The organism is Streptomyces sp. NBC_00637, assembly GCF_045161545.1.
In the GTDB taxonomy this organism is placed as follows: Bacteria; Actinomycetota; Actinomycetes; order Streptomycetales; family Streptomycetaceae; genus Streptomyces.
Map to the genome: position 1 here is coordinate 469,659 of NZ_CP109047.1, position 18,274 is coordinate 487,932.

General features: G+C 68.5%; 21 protein-coding genes. 7 read left to right on the forward strand and 14 right to left on the reverse strand.

Going from position 1 to position 18,274, the window contains the following annotated elements; genetic code table 11:
* Window position 1: 1 nt before the first annotated feature.
* Window positions 2-256 (forward strand): hypothetical protein, encoded by a 255-nt coding sequence (locus OG440_RS40180; protein WP_406011640.1) that lies wholly within the window; start codon window positions 2-4, stop codon window positions 254-256.
* 197 nt (window positions 257-453) lie between these two features.
* Here OG440_RS40180 and OG440_RS40185 read toward each other — a convergent pair whose 3' ends face one another.
* Window positions 454-954 carry a hypothetical protein gene (locus OG440_RS40185; protein ID WP_331753453.1) on the reverse strand — a complete coding sequence of 167 codons (501 nt, stop codon included), beginning with the start codon at window positions 952-954 and terminating at the stop codon, window positions 454-456.
* 584 nt (window positions 955-1,538) lie between these two features.
* On the opposite strand from OG440_RS40185, the gene OG440_RS40190 reads away from it, so the two are divergent.
* Both OG440_RS40190 and OG440_RS40195 read left to right on the forward strand, forming a co-directional pair.
* Window positions 1,539-2,729, forward strand: coding sequence for an MFS transporter (locus OG440_RS40190; RefSeq protein WP_331753455.1), 1,191 nt, complete (start codon window positions 1,539-1,541; stop codon window positions 2,727-2,729).
* The gene (locus OG440_RS40195) at window positions 2,726-3,454 is read left to right on the forward strand and encodes an HAD-IA family hydrolase (RefSeq protein WP_331753457.1); all 729 of its coding nucleotides are present in this window, start codon (window positions 2,726-2,728) and stop codon (window positions 3,452-3,454) included. The genes OG440_RS40190 and OG440_RS40195 overlap by 4 nt, the downstream gene beginning before the upstream one ends.
* Window positions 3,455-3,547: 93 nt before the next feature.
* Here OG440_RS40195 and OG440_RS40200 read toward each other — a convergent pair whose 3' ends face one another.
* Window positions 3,548-4,420 (reverse strand): hypothetical protein, encoded by an 873-nt coding sequence (locus OG440_RS40200; protein WP_331753458.1) that lies wholly within the window; start codon window positions 4,418-4,420, stop codon window positions 3,548-3,550.
* A 1,432-nt stretch (window positions 4,421-5,852) separates the two neighbouring features.
* Between OG440_RS40200 and OG440_RS40205 the strand changes: the two genes are divergently transcribed.
* Complete coding sequence (locus OG440_RS40205; RefSeq protein WP_331753460.1) at window positions 5,853-6,593, forward strand: hypothetical protein; 741 nt, start codon at window positions 5,853-5,855, stop codon at window positions 6,591-6,593.
* Window positions 6,594-7,140: 547 nt separating this feature from the next.
* Window positions 7,141-7,587 (forward strand): hypothetical protein, encoded by a 447-nt coding sequence (locus OG440_RS40210; RefSeq protein ID WP_331753462.1) that lies wholly within the window; start codon window positions 7,141-7,143, stop codon window positions 7,585-7,587.
* Window positions 7,588-7,706: 119 nt separating this feature from the next.
* Here the strand turns inward: OG440_RS40210 and OG440_RS40215 are convergent, their stop codons facing one another.
* The 4 genes from OG440_RS40215 to OG440_RS40230 form a co-directional block, all read right to left on the reverse strand.
* On the reverse strand, window positions 7,707-8,084 hold the full coding sequence (locus tag OG440_RS40215) for a toxin Doc (protein ID WP_331753464.1): 378 nt from the start codon (window positions 8,082-8,084) through the stop codon (window positions 7,707-7,709).
* Between the two features lie 4 nt (window positions 8,085-8,088).
* Window positions 8,089-8,340, reverse strand: coding sequence for a hypothetical protein (locus tag OG440_RS40220; RefSeq protein ID WP_406011641.1), 252 nt, complete (start codon window positions 8,338-8,340; stop codon window positions 8,089-8,091).
* A gap of 197 nt (window positions 8,341-8,537) precedes the next feature.
* Window positions 8,538-9,635, reverse strand: a complete 1,098-nt coding sequence (locus OG440_RS40225; RefSeq protein WP_331753468.1) for an SAV_2336 N-terminal domain-related protein — start codon at window positions 9,633-9,635, stop codon at window positions 8,538-8,540.
* A 416-nt stretch (window positions 9,636-10,051) separates the two neighbouring features.
* Window positions 10,052-10,912 carry a DnaB-like helicase C-terminal domain-containing protein gene (locus OG440_RS40230; protein ID WP_331753470.1) on the reverse strand — a complete coding sequence of 287 codons (861 nt, stop codon included), beginning with the start codon at window positions 10,910-10,912 and terminating at the stop codon, window positions 10,052-10,054.
* Window positions 10,913-12,019: 1,107 nt separating this feature from the next.
* On the opposite strand from OG440_RS40230, the gene OG440_RS40235 reads away from it, so the two are divergent.
* The gene (locus OG440_RS40235) at window positions 12,020-12,847 is read left to right on the forward strand and encodes a GP88 family protein (protein ID WP_331753473.1); all 828 of its coding nucleotides are present in this window, start codon (window positions 12,020-12,022) and stop codon (window positions 12,845-12,847) included.
* Window positions 12,848-12,926: 79 nt separating this feature from the next.
* Here the strand turns inward: OG440_RS40235 and OG440_RS40240 are convergent, their stop codons facing one another.
* On the reverse strand, window positions 12,927-13,601 hold the full coding sequence (locus OG440_RS40240; RefSeq protein ID WP_406011648.1) for a competence protein CoiA family protein: 675 nt from the start codon (window positions 13,599-13,601) through the stop codon (window positions 12,927-12,929).
* Here OG440_RS40240 and OG440_RS40245 point away from each other — a divergent pair.
* Window positions 13,557-13,877 carry a hypothetical protein gene (locus tag OG440_RS40245; protein ID WP_406011649.1) on the forward strand — a complete coding sequence of 107 codons (321 nt, stop codon included), beginning with the start codon at window positions 13,557-13,559 and terminating at the stop codon, window positions 13,875-13,877. The two genes, OG440_RS40240 and OG440_RS40245, sit on opposite strands and share 45 nt — an antisense overlap.
* 4 nt (window positions 13,878-13,881) lie before the next feature.
* On the opposite strand, the gene OG440_RS40250 is transcribed toward OG440_RS40245, so the two are convergent.
* The 7 genes from OG440_RS40250 to OG440_RS40280 all read right to left on the reverse strand — a co-directional run bounded on the left by OG440_RS40250 (window position 13,882) and on the right by OG440_RS40280 (window position 18,268).
* A complete protein-coding gene (locus tag OG440_RS40250) occupies window positions 13,882-14,334 on the reverse strand; it encodes a hypothetical protein (RefSeq protein WP_406011642.1) in 453 nt (150 codons plus the stop codon).
* 534 nt (window positions 14,335-14,868) lie between these two features.
* On the reverse strand, window positions 14,869-15,117 hold the full coding sequence (locus tag OG440_RS40255; RefSeq protein WP_331753483.1) for a hypothetical protein: 249 nt from the start codon (window positions 15,115-15,117) through the stop codon (window positions 14,869-14,871).
* A 214-nt stretch (window positions 15,118-15,331) separates the two neighbouring features.
* Window positions 15,332-15,703 (reverse strand): hypothetical protein, encoded by a 372-nt coding sequence (locus OG440_RS40260; RefSeq protein WP_331753487.1) that lies wholly within the window; start codon window positions 15,701-15,703, stop codon window positions 15,332-15,334.
* A gap of 209 nt (window positions 15,704-15,912) precedes the next feature.
* A complete protein-coding gene (locus OG440_RS40265) occupies window positions 15,913-16,209 on the reverse strand; it encodes a hypothetical protein (RefSeq protein WP_331753489.1) in 297 nt (98 codons plus the stop codon).
* Entirely contained in the window at window positions 16,206-16,901 is a 696-nt protein-coding gene (locus tag OG440_RS40270) for a hypothetical protein (protein WP_331753490.1), read from the reverse strand. The genes OG440_RS40265 and OG440_RS40270 overlap by 4 nt, the downstream gene beginning before the upstream one ends.
* Before the next feature lie 200 nt (window positions 16,902-17,101).
* A complete protein-coding gene (locus OG440_RS40275) occupies window positions 17,102-17,599 on the reverse strand; it encodes a hypothetical protein (RefSeq protein WP_331753491.1) in 498 nt (165 codons plus the stop codon).
* 60 nt (window positions 17,600-17,659) lie between these two features.
* Complete coding sequence (locus tag OG440_RS40280; protein WP_331753492.1) at window positions 17,660-18,268, reverse strand: hypothetical protein; 609 nt, start codon at window positions 18,266-18,268, stop codon at window positions 17,660-17,662.
* Between the last annotated feature and the right edge of the window lie 6 nt (window positions 18,269-18,274).

An 18,274-nucleotide genomic window follows, 5' to 3' on the forward strand; every position in this document is an offset into this window, starting at 1 on the left:
TATGGAAGACCTTTTGGCGGCGCGCGCCGATGTGGTGGACCTGCTCCGCGCGTCGGGTTGGGAGCCGAATACTGTCGGGGTTCCGGCCGAGAACGGTGTCATCTTCTTCGTCACCAACGACTGGGACGGGAATGCCTACATCGAGCCGGCTGACCGTTCCTACACGATCCCCGTTCCCCCTGAAGTCCCCACGGACGTTGCAGTTGCACTGTGCGAGGCCGTTGCCGCTGGGTACGCTTCACAGCGGGAGTCGTAGGCGATCTCCACACCCGGAAAACATTCCCGGGAACGCCACCCAGGGGACCGACGGGTTAGGAGAAGACCCAGCGCCTGTTGCCCGCCGTACGGCGGGCGGGAGGTGTCGGCGGCCGGCTCACGCGTGAGTAGCGGGTGGCTGTGGCGGATCGGTCATAGGTCGGCCGGTGGGGCCGCGGCACCCCTCCAGTACAGCGACTATGGGGCCTCGGGAGCGACAGTTTCCTGAGCAGCAGCGACCGCGTCAGCTTCCTGGGAGAGGCTCTCGCGCGCCTGCTTCAACAGGGTCTCGGTCTTCCTCAAATCGGCGCGGGTGTTCTTCAACTTGGCGGCCTGCTTCTTCTCCCGATCGCGCAACTCCGCGATCCGCTGTGTCAGCCGTGCAATGTCGGCGGCGGCGATCGTGGCCCTCGGACGCTGCTTTGCCCGTGGCGTTCCGGTGCGGCGGGTCCCCTGACGCGCCTTCAGCGCGACGAGGAACTCATCGAACTCGGATCGCACAATGAACTTGGTGGGCCTCTCGGCAGAGCCGGTCTCCACCACGATCTTCGGGAAGTCAGCATGGCGCCGCCCCCAGTTGGTGACGGCGGCGCGGGTTACTCCGGCCTGCTTTGCCGCACCTGCAAGATGGATCAGTTCGTCCTCACGCCCCTGGAATTCCGGGCGAAGCCACTTAGTTGGCGGGGTGGAATCAGGCAACGGGGAGGCTCCTCATTCTGGGCGAGGCTGCACTCTGCAACCGATATCAAATTTACCAAAATTGCGCTTCATGCGCAAGAAATACGAGTCAATATAGGCTTGGTGCGGGTGGGGTGGCAGAGGAGCCGTGCAGCAGTGAGACGGCTTTTGCTGCCCACGGAGCCGGCGGTGCGCTGGACGGAATCGGGGGTCCCCCCGGAGAGGACGGACCTCTCGGCAGGATTCAGCGACGGTTCGCCCGGGCCCGATTCCGTCGTCGGTGCACTGGGCCGACGAAGCAGTCGGCGCACTCGTCTGGGGCAGGGGACCGCCGAGCCCGAGAGCCGGCCAGCTCTGGTAGGACGACTGCCCGCCAGTCGTGCCGTCCGCCCCCTCACGCCGCCAGCGGCCCAACTGCGGCAGGGCCCGCGCAGACCTTGTCCACAGGCAGGGCGCTCGAAGATCTACGCACTTTCGGCCGCACGCCGCAGCCACTTCGGCGAGCTCCCTGTCTGCGAGGTCACGATGACGCACCACGAGAGGTCTCTCCCTCACCGCCACCGCTGGCGTCCTACGAGGACGCCGGAGAGCGACGGAGGCATGAGATGACCTCGCCCGCCGCACTCACTACCCGCAACCACACCGACCCGCAGGTGGTATCCGCGCGTCGGCTGCTCGTCGCGGTATTTGCAGTGCTCGGCATCGTCATGGCGGCGTGGGGCGCACGGATGCCCGCCGTTCAGTCCACCGCAAACGTCGGTCCTGGACAGCTGGCGTTGGCGCTCCTGGCCGCAGCGGCCGGCATGGTCATCGGTCTGCAGGCCGGCGGACGGATCGCCCAACGCCGTGGCCCCGCAAGTCTGCTGATCGCCCCCACCGTCGTGTTCGGTCTGTCGCTCGTCGCACTCGGCCAGTGCCGGTCGCTGCTCTCCCTGAGCCTGGTAGCGGTCATTTTCGGCGCAGCGCACGGACTCCTCGACGTCGGTGCCAACGCGGCCGCCGTCGAGTGCCAGAAGGCCGCAGGTCGCCCGATCATGGTGTCGCTCCATGCGAGCTATAGCTTCGGGGCACTCTCCGGAGCCGCGCTGACGGCGGTGAGCACGGACCTCTCACACGAGCTGCTCTTCGCGATCGTCGGAGTGTCGACGGCATTTGCAGCCCTCGCTGCGGCGCCCACCGTGCGATCAGTGGCCGGACTCGCTGACGCGGCCGTGGTCGGTTCTCAGCCCAGTCCCATCCCCGAGGCACCGCAGGGAAGAAGCCTCCCGCGTCGCTCCATGTGGCTCCTAGGCGGACTCGCGGCGGCATGCCTCCTGGCGGAAGGAGCGGCGGCGGACTGGTCAGCCGTGCACCTGCGCGGACTCGGCGGATCGGAAGCGATCGCAGCCGCGGCCTACGCGGTCTACAGCGGCGCCATGGCAACCGGACGCCTGTTCGGCGACCGCCTCGTCGCACGCTTCGGGCCAGCCACCGTTGTACGTGCCGGTGCGGCCCTGGCCGCCGTGGGCCTCGGTGCAGGAACGGCAGCCGGATCCCTCCCCATGGCCCTTGCCGGATGGACCGCACTCGGACTCGGCCTCTCCACCGCGGTCCCGTCTCTGATCACAGCCGCCGGCCGAGGAGGCCCCCGAGCGGTCGGCACCGTCGCCGCGACCGGCTACCTCGGTTTGCTGGCCGGTCCCGCCGTCATCGGCCTGCTCGCCTCACTCACCACCCTGCCCACCGCTCTCGCCCTCCCCGTCCTCCTGGCGGCCGTCGTCGCCGCCGCCTCCCGCCGAGCCCTGGAGCACGCATGAACACCCCGCTGGTACCTGCCCTGCCCCGAACTGAGTTGCCGGACCTGGAGGCCGTCCTCCTCGACTACAACGGTGTGATCGGACTTCAGCCCGATGCCGATGACTGGCGCCAGCTCGCCACGCTCGCAGGATGGCCCGAAGGCACCACCGAGGACTTCGAAGCCGCCTTCTGGAAGCGACGCACCCCCTACGACGAGGGCACCATAACCACCTCGGCCTTCTGGAGCAGGCTCCTGCGCGGCGACCGCACGGCCCCGCCCGGCAGCGCCCTGCTGGACGCCCTGCGCGAGACGGACACCGAGATGTGGACCCGCACGGACTCAGAGGTCCTCCGGATCCTGCACGCTGCGCAGACCACCACGGGTGTACCGATGGTGCTGATCTCCAACGCCCCCAGACCGCTGGCCGACCGGCTCGACGAGAGCGAATGGTGCGCCACACTCATGTCACGGGCGCTCTACAGCGCTCGGCTGGGCGTCAACAAGCCTGCGCCACGCGCCTACGAGGCTGCCCTGGCCGCAGCCAACTGGCCCGCTCCGGAGCGGACTTTGTTCGTCGACAATCTGCTGGAAAACTGCCTGGCGGCGGCCCGGCTCGGCCTGCGGACCCTGCACTACAAGGGCGATCCCGGCGACCTCGCGCGTCACCTCCTGCCGAGGCGCTCCGCGACTGCCCAGCCCGCAGCCAGCGGCATCGCGGCCGCCAGCACGGTCCTGGCGGACTGAGGCGACAGTGCCGCGCCGCAGCCCTCATGGGCCGCGGCGCGTCACTCTGCCCTCTGCCGGCGCCATCCGGGCAAGCCGTACGGCGGGTCGTCGCTACCGACGCTGGTAGGTCTCAGAACCGGAGTTCACGTAACCGCGGCCGCCGCAGTGACCGCAGGCCGCTACCGACGCCTCCTTCACGATCCCCACCCAGAACTCCACCTGTTGGGTCCAGGCCGCAAGGGCCTCCGCGTAGGAGTCACCGCCAACGCGATTTGGAATGGGAAGAGTCAGCTGCCGGGTGACGTACTGGGGCACATGCCGGCCACTCTTGAGCTCCTGGCCGCGCCTGCCGAGGTACGGCCGCCAGGAACTCTTCGGCGGGTCGAAGGGGACCTTGAGGCTGACGTACACGCCCGGCTTGTCCTGGAAGTTGTCGAAGACGTGCTCGACTCCCGGCATGGTCTTGAATTCGGCCATCAGGTGCGTTCTCAGACCAGGGATGTGGCCCGGAACGAGGTGCCGATATTCCGGCCGGGTACTGAGCTCATACGGCAACTGCGCCACCCACTGCGGCTCGTCGGGGCGGGGCGGCTCGCGACCGACGAGCACCGTCACCGGCCCGTCGTAGACGTGCTCCACGACAGCGGACGGCACGGTGACCGACGAGTAGAGACCGTACAACTCGTCTTCTTCCCCATCCCGCGCACGACGGGCGAAGTCTTCGACCGACAGTTCGGCCGGATATCGCACCGACAAGGCGTCCGAACGGTCGAGTTGGTAGCGGACTGTCTTCGGGCCGGGCTGGTAGCGGCCGACCAGACGCTGCGCCTCGGATGCCACCGCCCACCAGTTTTCGGAGAGATGGGTCATCGGCTGGCCGTCGGCGAACATGCCGAGGTGCTCGGTGTTGAAGGCGAGACCCTTCGGGGTGGGCAGGCTGTAGAGCCAGCGGCCGTCGGGGTGAGCGATGGCGTACACGGTCACGGTCGGTGGGACCTTTCAACGGGCCAGGCCTGACTGGTGAGCTGGCCACCAGAGGCGGACGGCGAAGCTACGCAGCTGGAGGCGGAGCCCCGTCCGGCGTCGAGGGGGTCTGTCCTCGAACGGCATCCGCGCGGGCGTCTTCCGCCGTGTAGCCCGAGCCGCATGTGGGACGGCAGTACGAGCCGGCGGGCGCCCCGCACTCCTCACATCGGTCGGTGAAGTCCTGCGGGCGGAACGGGCCCAGTGCCTGAGACAACGGCAGCGCCTTTCAGGAGACTCAACACCGTCGCCCTAATTTACTCGTAATGTAATCTGTATGCAAGTTTAACGAGTCCAACTATGTTCTGATTACTCAGGAGTCACTACATGCCTGCCCCCAAAAGAGAACGGGCCGCTCGCGCTCGTGCCTCGGGATACGCCACCTGGCGGCCAAGCCGCCGATCGCGCCAGGGTGATGGAGGTCGCGGCGCCGTCGGCTTCCCCGGGCACCCCATCGGGAGCCACGATCACTGCTGGTGCGGCAAGCTCGGCAACCATGATTGGCCGGGCAAGGATATTGGCACGCCTCACCCGCCTACCCCTCGTCCGTAAGGCAGTTAATGCCGCGGAGGCGATGGGTCGATGGATGCGGCGCATCGTGTAGGGGGCGTTGCTCCTCTCCGTGCGCTCTGCGTTGCAAGGTTCGTTTCAATTCCCATTGCAGAGTGCGTTGCGCCTGGCGTTGCAGGATCCGTTGCACCTCGCGTTGCATGGTTCGCTAGCGAAGCAGCCAAGGCGGAGGCGTCCACACAGGCGCTACGCGACTCGTATAACTTGAGCTTAGGGGTAGAAGCGGGTAAACTATCTGTAGAAATTGGTGTGATTCTCCCCGGGGGCCCAGGATGGCGAAGGAGTAGTCCGATGGCCGACTCGATCGTGCAACCGCCTCCGGTGCCCTTCAAGGTGGGGGGCACCCTGTTCGTACGCTTGCCGCGCATTGGGCTGTGCCGCATGGGCAGTTGGGGCTGGGAGACGAACCCTGAAGGTGTCCTGGAGACGGAGCGAGCGATTCAGGCGAGGCGGTGACAACGCTGCCCCAAAGGCAGCGGTGCTGTACCGCGCATAGCTACCTGATCCGGCTAAACCGGCGAGCCCGCCGAGGCTCAGGCACTGGCGACCTGTTCCACCAGGGCGGCAGCACTCACCGCGTGGACATCCAGCGGACCAGAGAGCGGGACATTCGCGAGGTGACCTGACCGCTTGTCCCTCCGCCAGCTCGCCCCAGACCGCACACGCCTGCCACAGCTGATCCGGCTCGCATCACCGCGTTCAACTCGACTGCCATCCAGAGAGCGTGGAGTGCCTCTCTGGCCTCGTCCGTCCACGACCGGAGGACGGGACCGCCCGTCCTGAAATGCCCACCAAGCCGCCCAGCAGGAAAGGACTCTTCCCCATGCCGACGGACCAGGAGATACGCCCCGCGGAACGGGCTGCCTCCGAAGCGATCGCTGCGTACGTAGGCGCTGGAATATTGACCCGGACCGAGGCCGACCATGTGCTCCGCAAGCGGCTGCGTAACGCAGAGAGGGTCGTCCGCGCGAACTGCGCCGGCTCCTTCGGGAACGCGTGGTCCTTCGGGGCCCAGGTGCGGCAAGCGCGTGAGGAATGGCTGACCTCGTCCGGCAGGATCACGCGCCGCAGGAAGCTCGCAGCGCTCGCCCAAGCCGAGGTTCAGCGCGCCGTCTACATGGTCGTACGCGCCGAGTACAAGACGCCTCAGCAGATCGTGGAGGAAGACGCGGCGGCGCCCGTCCTGGCGACGGCGCCGCAACTCCTCCACCAGATTGCGGAGGACCAGCAGGCGAGGCGCGCTGCCGAGGGTTGCGCCAACCCGACCCCGTCGTATGCCCAGATCCTGCCCGTGAACGGGCGGGTGGTCATCCAGGCAGGGTGCGAATGCGGTGGCCGGCACTGGCGCACCCTCGACCTTGGGCCGGAATGCTCGCTCGCCGATGCAGAACGCCGGAACCTTCCGCTCCTCGGACCATCAGCGCTTCTGCGCGATCAGGGCGTCCGTACCACCGCCGAATTCGAGCAGCGCCCGCCGGATGCCGAGTGTGCCTGGCGTCTGCGGGCGGACGCGCGTCCGGATTCCTTCGTGGTCGCCACCTCCACCCGGGGTGCTCGCTCGTGACGTCTACACAACATCAGCAGGCCGCCGCCGACTCGTGCCGCGGGCAGGAGATCGGCGACGTGGAGTCCCCACGGGAGGCGTGCCCGCCAGCCCTCACGACAGCATCAGGCGACTACCCGAATAGCCAATCCGACGCCTGTCTGCCAAAGGGCCGGTCCTTGCTTCTCACGGCTATCCCGTACACCAGTTGGCTGGTGTACGCGCTCGACAAGGCCGCGGCCGATGAGCACCGAGCCCTGTACCAGGCGCGCCTGGCGGACGCTGTGGCGATCCCGTTGGTTGTCACCCGCTACCAGTGCCCGCACTGCCGCAGGACTCGGGCCAAACGGTCCGCAGCCGAGTCGCACATGGCCCGCTGTTGGCAGAATCCCGCCGTCCGAGCGTGCACGACCTGTGAACGCTACGACCCCGGTGGAGACGCCTGCGGCTGCGAGCCAGGATGCAACTGGGGCGCGCCGGGACCGATGCCTCCCTCCTGTGGCGCCGGTGTCCCCCTCCCTGAGAGCTACCGCCCCGTCATCGACTGCCCGTTGTGGGAGCGGCGCTCATGAACGCTGACCACCGGTTCGACTTCGACAGGGAGGGGCGCCGGCTGCCCGCGGGGCACTGGATCGACCTCCTGTTCCAGTCGACCTGGTGGCAGGACCAAAAGCAGGCAATCTGGCGGCTCGACGAGCTGAGCGCCGTGCGATGCGGCCGCATCTACCGATTCATCGCCCGCCAGGAGGACGGTGTCGCGGAACATCTGGCCTGGGAGGCGACACGAGCTCCCGAACCGACTGCCGAAGCCGCGTTCGACGCCTACGACCGCGGGCTGAACGCGCTACTCGAGACGGTCAGTGAAGCGGGCTGGATCCAGCGCGCCGAGCCCATGACGGCCCTGCGGCGACGCATGCAGGGACTCCCGGCCACAGAGGGCACTTGCTTCTGCGGCTACCCCGTGGCCTTGGGATGGGACCACTCAACCTGCCATGCAGGCATGGAGATCGCGTAGAGCGGTCAGGACAAGCCACAGCGGACGCCGCCGGTACTAGGAGGACCGAAGGCGTAGTCCGCCGTCGCCGGACAGGGTGAGGAAGCGCCGACGCCACCGCGCGGCGGCTTCGACGAGCGTTAGAGGCGCCAGGAGCGGATCCGGTCGGCGGCGCCGAATACGTTGTCCTTGCCGGCGATGAGGTCCTTGCACAGTTCGACGAGTTCGCCGTAGGGAGAGTCGAGCCCCTCGCCGCTGGCGTGCATGTAGGCGATGGTGATAGCGCACGCAAAGCGAACGTTGAGGGCGGGCAACGGCTTCAGGAGCAGCAGCGTGTGCAGCAGCGCGGCCGCGCGCCAGGACGGGTCCGGGTCGACACCCAGGCGGGGCGGGTCGACACGGTGCCGCGCCACGGCGGCCACGAGAGCCGAAAAGTCCGCGATGTGAGGCTGGTCGGGAATGGCTGCCTCATGCTGCTGCAGGAGCCAAGGCACGTCGATGTGGATGGCGGGAGCCATTGACTCAGGCAGCCCTATCTGTCGCACTCGGAACTGGGCCGTCGTCGATGCCAGCGGCGGCGATGGCCTCGGCGAGATCCGGATCGGCGAAGACCCGGCGGAACTTCAGTGCCCCGGCGCGCAGAGCGCGCTGGTGGGCGATCGCGTCCCTGGTGGAGGCCTTCACGAACGCTTTCAGCGTCATGCCCTGCTCCCGGGCGGCTTCCCTGAGAGCCTCGAGTTCGGCGTCGTCGAAATCCACGTTGAGTGCAGCCATGCCCACAGGGTACTGCGCGGGTACCCAGGGCTCAATCATCCCAGCTCAGCCCGGACGGCTCGGGTACCTGAGAGGTACCCGAGCCGGGCAGCGGCCCACCCGTATGGCGCTTCGCGATCAGACGATCCCACCTCCGCCTGGCGCCTGCCTCGGTCACGACGGGACCGCCACCGACGGCGTCGACGCACGAGGCAGACCTAGGCCGTGCGCAACCGGTTCAGGCTCGCGGTGCTCAGGAAGACGAAGGCGGGGTCGAGTACCGCGGTCTCCGTGAGGCGGGCAGCGGCTGCCTGGGCGAGAACTCGGACTTCTGCGGGCGCAGCCCCCGGGGCAGCAACGACCTCGGCCGCGGCGTGGGTGAGCGCGGCGACGGTCCTCCCGAACAGCGACTTCGGCAGCGTGCCCAGCAGCAACTCGCACACGCCGTCCCGGAACGCATAGCTGCCCGGAGAGTCGGGGATGGCGCGGAGCATTCCGCTGAGGATCACTTCGGCGAGGTGGCTGCGCTGCGCCTGCGGTTCGACAGCGGCCTGGACCAGGCGCATCACGGGCAACTCGGCAATGCCCACTGCCAGATGCCCAGAAAGACGGAAGGCCTCGGGAGAGGCGAAAGCGCGAAAGCGAAGGACAAGCTCCTCAGCCGAGAGGTCGGCGGGGCACACGCGCGGTCCCTCGTACGGCGCGGGCATGGGCGTCACGAGCCCCACGGAGGCAGGAACCTCAGCGCCCTCTGGCCCTGCGGCGAGGCGGAACCAGTGGGCAAGCCACTGAGGGGAAGCCTCCATGATGGGGATGGGCAGCCCGCCAGCTTCACCCTGATCGTGCCAGGTCGAAGGTTCGTATGGAGTGAAGCGGAGAGCGGCATTGGGAGAGCCGCCTGCCGGAGTGAGGATCGTCCCGGGCGTGCCCTGGAATGCGGTCTGCCTCCACATGCGTTCCGGCAACGGCTGCACCACTGCGACCAGCCGTCGGCTTGCCCAGTCGTGCAGCGTCTGGAACCAACGGACACCCTCGGGACCGGGGCGCCACTGGGGACCCGCGCAGTCACTGAGTACCAGCGTCACCGCATCCGCCTGTTCCCGGTGATCCCGCACGGTTCCGTCGGGCGAGAGGTAGGACACCTCTATCGCATCGAAGGTGCCAGCTTCCGCAGCCAGGTGCTTCAGGTCGTGTAGCAGCGGCTCCCACAAGGGCATCGTCGGGCCCGTGTCGGCGACGATCTGGAGCCGTACTCCAGAAGGCGAGCTACCAACGGTGAAACTTGGCGACTCGGACGTGGCGGGCATCGTCGGCATGGGGACCCCTTCCGGAAGTAGTAATCCACAATTTACCCATCACTCCATGATATGTCAATTATGCGAGTCTTATGGTGTTGGGGTGTTGCCCTTCTGGCCCGGCTGGATCAGCCGGACACGGTCTGGACGCGGCGGAACTCCACTTCCGTCCAACCGCGCGGCGCGGGCAGCGACGGCGCGCACTCCCCGCGGAGCCAGCGGCTCGCAGGGAGGGCCATGGAGACCTCCAGTGCACTCAATCCGCTGTGCCCGCCGGGATCAGCCTCGCGATCTACGTTCGCCGAGTCCTTCTGCTGCCGCTCATCGCGCCCCGTCCGGATCCGCCCCTTCGCCAGCTCTGGCTCGCAGTCGCAGGTCGGCGGGCGGCCGGCGCCGCCACGCCCCCGTGTCCCTGTATCACTGGCGAGCGCGGCACTTCAGGTGGCGGTGATCATTCGGTGGTACTCGGGTTCGAAGCGGACGGTCGTGGAGCCAAGTGCGGTGCCGTCCGGGCGAGTGACGTGGAGGGTGACGGGGTCGGGCCCGCCGGGCACGGGGGCCAGGCGATGAGGGCGTAGAAGCAGGATGACGTGGTCCGTGTACTCAAGGGCGTGTTGATCACGTAGATCTCCGAGGCCGGGTGTGCTTGCGCTCGGCGGGCCGAGGTGGGCGGCGGCGATGACTGGAACGTTGAGGGTGCGGGCGAGGCTGGCGAGCGCCGCGGCGGCCTCGCCGGGCGGTGCCGGTGTGTCGGTGCCCGGATCGGCCGCCAGGGCGAGGTCGTCAACCAGCAGCAGGCCCGCGCGGCGGCGGACGGCGTCGATGCGCACACGAGCGAGCGTGCCAGGACCCGGAGCAGTGAGGTACAGCGGCAACCTCCGAAGCCGATCGGCGGCCTCGGTCAGGGACACAGGGTCGGCGGCGTGCTCGGCGGCGGGACCAAGATCCTGCCCGGACTCGGCGGCAAGCAGCATCAGCCCGGTCTGCTCGCGGTTCGACTGAAGTTCGGCCAGGACCACGGGCAGGCCGCGGTGCGCGTTGTGCCGGGCGAGGCTCAGCATCAGCGCGGTGGAGCCGGCCATGGTCTGCCCGGCCACGAGGGTGAGAGTGCCGGGTTTCAGCGGCCCCAGCGCCCTGTCCAGCCCAGGCAGTCCTGTTTCCGCCTCACGTTGCTGAGAGGCCGTGCCTGAGCTGCGGGAAGTGCACAAGGAGGCGAGCGCCGCGGTGTACGGGATTCCGGCCCGAGCGGCCAGTTGCCGGGCTCGCGCTGTGAGGCTGCCGTTGGTCTTGCGGCCCATGAGAGATCGTCACCTTCCGGCGCACGCCCACGCTGCGCGCCGTGGCGTGCGGGACGGCGTCGCTGCACGGGCCCTCGTCCCTTGCGGGGATGCCGGTATCCGTGTCCGGCGGACCTTTGACCTGGTGTGCCGGCGCTGCGTGGGAGCGGCCGCGGCGGTCTGGGTGCGTGCGTGTCCAGCACCAGCAGACGACGATAGCCGATCGCGGCCGCCGGGGCAGCCGCGATCGGCCGTAGCAGGTGGAGGGACAGGCAGGGACAGAGTCTGAGGGTTGACGACAGCGGTCGGCTCCGCCCGTAGGCCCCGGTGGAGATGTATGGCGTGCGACCGTCGACGCTCCCGGGCCCCTGTCATACGACGCGCCTGCACGAAAGAGAGCAGAGTTCGACTCGGACAACTGAGCCTTGATTGCCGGTGGCGCGTGGTGTCCCCCTGGTCGGCCTGTTCTCCGTCCTGTGTCCACAGGCCACCGCTTTCAAGATCACCGCATGCCTGCTGACCGGACGTTCCAGGAAGAACTCAAGAAGAACCAGGGCCTGACCCGGCTCGCCTGCGGACGGCTGCTCGGCGGCCCTGGCAGCTACGCGGCCGCGGAGCGGCGGCCAACGATTCCTCTGCAGGCCCTACGTCGGGTCAAGACCGCCCTTGAGCTCGCCGAGGCCGCTCACCCGCGCTGCGATCACGCGTTGCTGCTGCAGCGCGGCGCGGCACTGCGGACAGTCCGCGGAGCTGTGCGAACTGAACCACCCGGCCGTAGTTGTCCGGCGCGAGTCGGCTGCCGCGTCGAGTCTGGCCGCGGCAGGCTGCCCGACCTGACGAGGCCGTGCGCCCGCGCGCCGCCTGGCCGTGTCCCCGGCTGCATGACGGGCCCTGCGTTCTTGGCCCGGCTCCTGCGGCCAACCGCTCGCCGACTCGCCGGCACCGGGAGGACCCCGCGCACATTCACCACGCCCCACACGTCCACGGCGACCAGACCATCCCCGAGGCCCTGCCCACCCATCGTCCGTATCCCGACGGTCCAACACGGATCCCGCAGGTGTACAGGCCCAACTCACCCAGGCGCCCCATCACGCCGGGCCATGACCAGCCCACGACGGGAGGACAGCTGTGAACGGCACCACTAAGCCCTCCGCGGCCGAAACCGAAACGACAACAGAGCAGGCCGTACCCGTGCGGCCCAGGTTCCTGCTGCTCCCGATGCGCTCGAGCTGCGCGTCGGAACGCATCTACAAGTGGACTCTGCCGGCTCACCAAGGCACGCTGCCCGACGGGCGTACCTACAACGCGTGCCCCACAGCTGGGGTCTGCGCTGACCTGTGTTACGCCAAGGCCGGCCACTTCCAACGCGGCACCGTGCTGGCCGCCCACCAGCGCAATCTGCAGTACGTCATGGACGACCTCGCGGGCTGGGAAGTTCAGATGACCGAGGAACTGCAGCACCGCCGCTACCGCGCACCCGACGACCGCACGGTCCACGTGCGAGTCCACGACGCCGGCGACTACTGGTCGCTGCCGTACCTGCAGGCGTGGCTGAGAATCTTCCGAAGCGCCCCGCACGTGACCTTCTACAGCTATACCAAGCAGGTCTCGCTCATGGAAAAGTGGGTGCGGCCCGATCCCCCGGCGAATTTCCGGTGGCGCTACAGCTACGGCGGCACCCAGGACGAGCTGATCGACCCGGAACGGCACCTTCACGCGGACGTCTTCCCTGATGAGGAGACGCTCGAGGAAGCTGGCTACACCTCGCAGACGCCATCGGACCTGCTCGCCGCCTACGGACCCGAGACGCTTGGCATAACAGCGAACAACATCCCCCATCTCAAGAAGCGGCAGGGCGGAAGGACCTTCCGCGCGCTACAGCGCACGGCCAACGCGGAGAAGCGCGGCAACCGGTCGAGGAGCGGGCCCAACTCCCGCCGACCCCAGAGTGACTGAACCCGCCGCCGGTGCGCCGGCCCTATCCGGCCGGAGCGCCGGTGAGGCAGTCGCGCCGATCCCGGGACCCCCTGGCTACTCATGGCCGGGGGGTACCGGTTGATTCCCCAGTGCCTGCGGCGTAGTCGGTGGCGGCCTGGACGTCCGTCGGGGTAGTCCAACCGTCGAAGCGCCCTCCGAGCCCGGCCGTCGTCCGCGGTACGAGGCGACCGTGCAGCATGGCGGTGACGAACTCAGCCACGGACATGTCCGTGGCGTGGCTCCAGCCAGCGTGAAACGGACCATGCCAAGGAGGGCTTGGCTGGCAGACTTCGGAACAGCACTCGACGCTGAAATGGCTGACCAGCTCGTACGTTCGTGTCCACGAACCCTGTGGCGACGCGGGCCGGCGCAGGCGCACGGCAGGAACCCGTTTGAGCCAATGGGTAGCACGGTGGGTGAACCAGACCACACCAACGCCATCGTCTTGGTAGCCGCGGGTACGGGTGAGTACGTCGTCGAGGGAGGCAGAGGACACCTGTGCTTCAAGAGCCGTGCGGCGGCCGTCGGGCCCAGTCACGAGCACATCGGCCCGCCACCCACGGTGGGCAGCGGTGACCTCAAGCTCCGCGCGATGTCCAGCTGTTCGAGCGGCAGCGGCCAAGGCCCGCTTGAGACTGCGGTGCTCTTCCGTTTCTCCACTGGCCGGGCAGACGGGGGAGCGGCGATCGTGAGCGAAGAACCGGCTTCCGGTGCCGGAGACCTTGGCATGCATGGGGCGGCCGCAACCGGTGCAGCTGAGTTCGGGACGGGGACGGACGCGGTGCACGGCTTCCCAGGGCAGGGCACATCCGAGCTGGTCAAGCGTCACGTCGAGCACCCCACGGTCCGCGAGATGCGAGGTCAGCGGCATATTGAGGACCTCTCAAGGAACGTGATGGGAGCCGTCCAGGTTGCGGCCTTGAACCGATCGGAGCGGATCTTCGCGCGCCCGATGGCAGTGATCTGCCGGCACGACGCAGGCGAAGGGGCGGAAGCTAACGGCACGTAGACCTTCACCTTCCAGCCGCATCGCGTATGGGACCGGGCGCCCCATCAGGCGATCCAAACGAGGGAACGCGTTGAGGCAGTACCTGTTGCATCCTGATCGAGGAGCCGCACTCGTCGCACATTGTGCGGATGAACGTGCCGCGCTCGTCGCCCCGCAGCCGCGCTCGACCTTCAGCGCCGCAGGCTTCGCACGTTGTCTGCGATTCGAGCACCGCAGCGTCGATCAGCGCACCGGACACGTCGGCGAACGCGCCGTCGAACTCGCCATCGGCGTCGAACCGCTCTGCTACATGCAGGCGCAGTCGGCCGAACGCGGTGCCGATCTCCTCAACTTGGTAGTCCGAGGCGAGCATGGCCAACTCGCCATGCAGCCGAGAAAGCAGCGGCACCCAGCCCGGTCCTACAGCATCAGCGTGGGCCGGGATCTGGCCGTCCTTGGCGGGAGTTTGCTCGCTCATGAACTTCATGGTGACCCATGGGTCTGACACCGCGTCCGGTGTTGTCTGGCGATCTACCTCGGCCGTCCCGCTGGCGGCCCTGCCGGCCAAGCGGCAGGAGCGCAATCCGGCCGGCGCGCGGGGCAGGCCTCGACGCTCGGCCCGCCGTCAAACTGGCGCCTCGATGCCGCTCTGACGTGGCTGGGGGAGCCGTGGCTGCACCTCGGTCTGCTGCTCGTCCTCAACGGCAGGAAGCCACGGTGCAGGTCTGCGACCCGAGGGAGGAAGAGGCTATGGGCTTGGCCATCGCCTACTTGCTGGCGCCGGCCTGGAGTTTCGGGCTGGAAGCGGTGTACCCGCCCGAGCGCACGCTCGGGTTTCGTGCGCCCTTCGGTGACGGTGCCGTGCTCGGCGATGAGTACGCGCTATCGAATCCAGAGCGATCCAGTGGACGTCCAGCCGGTGGAGTCGCGGGTTGAAGCCGGCCACCCTGGAACGGGACGAAGACTGCGCGGCGGGGCAATGAGCCGGGTCGTCAAGGGGCCGCTGTGGGAACTACCGCTGAGCAGTCTTCTGGAAGCCGGGGATGCCGTCGTACGGGCCGCCGACGCGCTGCCATGCCGCGTACGCCGCGAGCGTCTTCGTGCCCCAGTGCGACAGGATGATCCGGCTGGCCCGGTCCAGGTCCCGGCTCACCGCGCTCTCGCTGAGCATGAGGTGGTCGGCGATCTGTGTTCGCGGGATGCCTGCCGCGAGAAGTTCGATTGCACGTCGGGCGCGCGGGTCCAGGGCAATGTGCGTCATCAGGCGTCTCCGTTCGTGGGTCCTCTGTCGGGCACAGGCGGATGCTCTGAGCAGTGGTAGACGGGCCCGGTCTGTGATCCACGAACGGCCCATCCGACCGACATCAGCAGCGCCCGGAACTTGGCGTAGTGCATCGACGGACACTCGAAGGTGTTCTTGCACTCCGGGCCGATGCACTGGACCACGGTGCGGCGATGGCGCTGGGCGGCGGCCATCAGGGCCTTCCTTCCGTGAAGAGGCTGCGCCGGCGTCGGGTCTCGGGGACGCGGGCGTGGCACCAGGCACAGCGGATGGTGCCGGTCGCGCGGCGGAGACCCCAGTGCCGGCCGTCGCTGGTGCTCGGGCAGCGGCAAGTGACGCGTAGGACGTCCAGGGCTTCCACGGCCTTGACGGCGAGCGTGCAGTTCCAGCTCTGTCCGTCGCCTTGGAGGCCCGCGATGCGGCGGGCGTGCGCGGCGAGGGCGTCGCGCTCGTTGCGGACGACGGCCAGTTCGTTGACCATCGCGCGCACGAGGATCGCGGCCGCGGTCTCACCGATGCCGTCCAGGTGTTCGGCGACCTTCTCCGGGTCGAGGGGGGCGGTCATCCGGTCCACCTCTGGCCGTTGCGGACGAGGAGCGTGAGCGGGCGTACGGGCGCGTCCTCCGGGTGGCCGCCTTCGGCGGCGTACGGCTGGCCGTGCCGGGTGAACGTGCTGTCGGCGCCGGATGCCCACGGCCAGCCCTGCGCCTGGTCGTCGGGGTGGGCGCGGGTCCAGATGTTGCTGCGGGCGTCGAGGACGACGTCCCCGTGCTGTCACTCCTCGACGACGGTCTCGGCGGGGAGTTCGACCCGAGCGGTCACGACCAGCCGCGTGCCGGGAGGGAAGTCCTTGGCGTCGGCGACGAACCCCGGACCGGACACCTGTCCGTCGCGGCCGGTGCGCCTGTTCGCCGGGCCCCAGTAGTAGCCGAGCAGCTTGCGGCCGGTTGAGTTCTCGCGGGTTCGGCGCATCGAGTCGATGACGTACGTCGGGAACAGCGTCAGGACCATGGTGGTGGTTGCCGGGTTGCCGACTGAGAGCCGACGGCGCGGGATCAGGTCGTCGCTCATGACGTCTCTCCGCCATCCTGGTCGGCGGGGCGGGCGAGCAGCCACGGCCGCTGGTCGTGCGGGCCGTAGCGCTCGACGGTCCAGCCAGCCGCGGTGAAGGTGGCCGCGTAGGCGTTGACCTGGCGGTGTCGTTCGGCCGCCCGATCGTCGCTGCTGGGCCGGTCCGGGTCCGACAGGTCCGCCTCGGGCATGCGGTGGTCGACGCGCACCGTGCCGTCAGGGCCCTGGTCGACGCGGTAGCCGGGGGTGATGACCGAGCCGTACGCGTTGTATCCGGCCGGGGTGTGGTGGCTGACCAGCAGGAACTTCCCGGCCGTCTTGGTGAGTTCGGCCTGCTCCTCGGCGGCTTGCTGGTGCTTGCGGGACAGCTCCAGCGCGGCGGCGCGTACGTCCTCGGGGACGCTGGTGGCGGTGATCTGCACGTACGGGTCGGGGTCTTCCCAGTATGTTCCGGTGTCGTTGACCCACGTGACGGTGACCGGGATCGGGTTGTCCATGACCGCGAGGTCGTGCCAGTCCCCCCACGTGCTCGGCGGCTGCTTGCCACAGGCGGCGTGCACGATGCTGACCTGGCCCTCCTCGACCGTCAGGAGGTACTGGTCGTCGGCCGGCTTGCAGGAGCATTCGTGGGCTGCGAGGTCGGGCCCGTCGTCGTCGGGCCCCGTGGGGGCGAAGTCGAGTGTCGGGGGCATATCTGCCTCTCCTGTGAGCTGTGTTGACGCTGTGCTGAAAGTGCTGGCTAAGGTGGGCCTCGCACGGAGCGCGTCCCGCAGGTCGGGGCCGCTCCTTTTTTGTGCTTGCGCGCGTGAAAGTTGGGCGTGCTCCTTGCCTGTGGCCCGTTTTGACCGGGGCCGAAGTCCTTCGCTGGGCCGCGAAGTGGCAGCGGCGCTGGTTACGGAAGGCGGGAGGGGTGAGGGCAGGGCTGGGTGACGTCCAGAGTGGCGGGGTAGCCAAGGGCGATGAACCACCCGGCGAGCTTCTTGGCCAGGTCGGGGATGTAGCAGAGGTTGGCCCAGCCGGTCGCGTCCTTGATGCTGCCGTTGAGGACCAGGTCGTGGTGGAGCTGGCGCAGCGCGGTCTCCATGCGCGTAGTGCCGCGTTCGGGGCCGCCGTTGCGGGCTGCCCAGACGAGCCGCTCCTCGGGGGTGTCGTCGAAGGTGCAGAACCCGAGCTCCTTGAAGAACTCCATCAAGTCGGTGGTGAGGGCGTAGCCGTAGTAGTCGAACGAGTCCCGCCCGATCAGGGCATCCAGGGACTCGTGCCGGCCGGGGCTGACGGTCTCCTCGTACTGGATGGGGTCCCCGGACTTGTCCATGGGCAGCAGTTCGAGGAAAAACCTGCGGACGACGAACCTGTAGGGGGCGATGATCTTGGGGATCTTGGGGGTCACGGGAACTCCGGTTGCGCGTGGGGACGGTGAGCGAGGGGGCTGGCCTCCCGTTTCTGGCGGTCAGACGAGGCCGAGGGTGGGAAACAGGAGGAGGGTGGAGAGGTCGAGGACGCCACCGGGGTGCGCGCGCAGCAGATGGGGGTCCTTGCGCAGGTGGATCTCGTCGAGGCGGGCGCGGACGTAGAGCCGGAGGCCGTCGATGCTGGGCTCGGGATCCGGGTCGACGATGGTGGCGAACATTCCCTTGCCGGTGAGGTAGACACGGTCACCGGGATGGGCCGTGCTGAACAGGGCCCGGCAAAGGCGGCCTTCCGCACCCTGATAGCGCCCGACGATGTCGGCAAGGTCGCGGTAACGCCGCGCCTCGTCCTCGGTGGCGTCACCGGTGAAGACGGTACGTTCGAGGGCGACGAGCTGGTTACGCCGGGCGGGGAAGTCGGGGAAGGCAGGAGCGTCGCTGTCGGTGGCGAGGAGGGCGACGTGCTCTCCCCAGATCGCATCGGTGTCCTCAGACGCGGGGAGCTCGGACGTGAGGATGGCGACGTGCTCGCCGGCTACGTCGTAGACGCGGCGGACGGTACCGGGCCGGCCGAGATGGTCGGTGACGTTCTTGCCGAGCCAGGACGCGTCGTCGAGGTCCGTGACAGTGGGGATGAGGCTGTTGCGCATGGGTGC

What these genes read in the sequence shown, in the direction of transcription:
- OG440_RS40180 (WP_406011640.1), top strand. Translation starts at nt 2, where the DNA reads ATGGAAGACCTTTTGGCGGCGCGCGCCGATGTGGTGGACCTGCTCCGC.
- OG440_RS40190 (WP_331753455.1), top strand. Translation starts at nt 1,539, where the DNA reads ATGACCTCGCCCGCCGCACTCACTACCCGCAACCACACCGACCCGCAG.
- OG440_RS40195 (WP_331753457.1), top strand. Translation starts at nt 2,726, where the DNA reads ATGAACACCCCGCTGGTACCTGCCCTGCCCCGAACTGAGTTGCCGGAC.
- OG440_RS40205 (WP_331753460.1), top strand. Translation starts at nt 5,853, where the DNA reads ATGCCGACGGACCAGGAGATACGCCCCGCGGAACGGGCTGCCTCCGAA.
- OG440_RS40210 (WP_331753462.1), top strand. Translation starts at nt 7,141, where the DNA reads ATGAACGCTGACCACCGGTTCGACTTCGACAGGGAGGGGCGCCGGCTG.
- OG440_RS40215 (WP_331753464.1), bottom strand. Translation starts at nt 8,084, where the DNA reads ATGGCTCCCGCCATCCACATCGACGTGCCTTGGCTCCTGCAGCAGCAT.
- OG440_RS40220 (WP_406011641.1), bottom strand. Translation starts at nt 8,340, where the DNA reads ATGGCTGCACTCAACGTGGATTTCGACGACGCCGAACTCGAGGCTCTC.
- OG440_RS40225 (WP_331753468.1), bottom strand. Translation starts at nt 9,635, where the DNA reads ATGCCGACGATGCCCGCCACGTCCGAGTCGCCAAGTTTCACCGTTGGT.
- OG440_RS40230 (WP_331753470.1), bottom strand. Translation starts at nt 10,912, where the DNA reads ATGGGCCGCAAGACCAACGGCAGCCTCACAGCGCGAGCCCGGCAACTG.
- OG440_RS40240 (WP_406011648.1), bottom strand. Translation starts at nt 13,601, where the DNA reads ATGCATGCCAAGGTCTCCGGCACCGGAAGCCGGTTCTTCGCTCACGAT.
- OG440_RS40250 (WP_406011642.1), bottom strand. Translation starts at nt 14,334, where the DNA reads ATGAGCGAGCAAACTCCCGCCAAGGACGGCCAGATCCCGGCCCACGCT.
- OG440_RS40255 (WP_331753483.1), bottom strand. Translation starts at nt 15,117, where the DNA reads ATGACGCACATTGCCCTGGACCCGCGCGCCCGACGTGCAATCGAACTT.
- OG440_RS40260 (WP_331753487.1), bottom strand. Translation starts at nt 15,703, where the DNA reads ATGACCGCCCCCCTCGACCCGGAGAAGGTCGCCGAACACCTGGACGGC.
- OG440_RS40265 (WP_331753489.1), bottom strand. Translation starts at nt 16,209, where the DNA reads ATGAGCGACGACCTGATCCCGCGCCGTCGGCTCTCAGTCGGCAACCCG.
- OG440_RS40270 (WP_331753490.1), bottom strand. Translation starts at nt 16,901, where the DNA reads ATGCCCCCGACACTCGACTTCGCCCCCACGGGGCCCGACGACGACGGG.
- OG440_RS40280 (WP_331753492.1), bottom strand. Translation starts at nt 18,268, where the DNA reads ATGCGCAACAGCCTCATCCCCACTGTCACGGACCTCGACGACGCGTCC.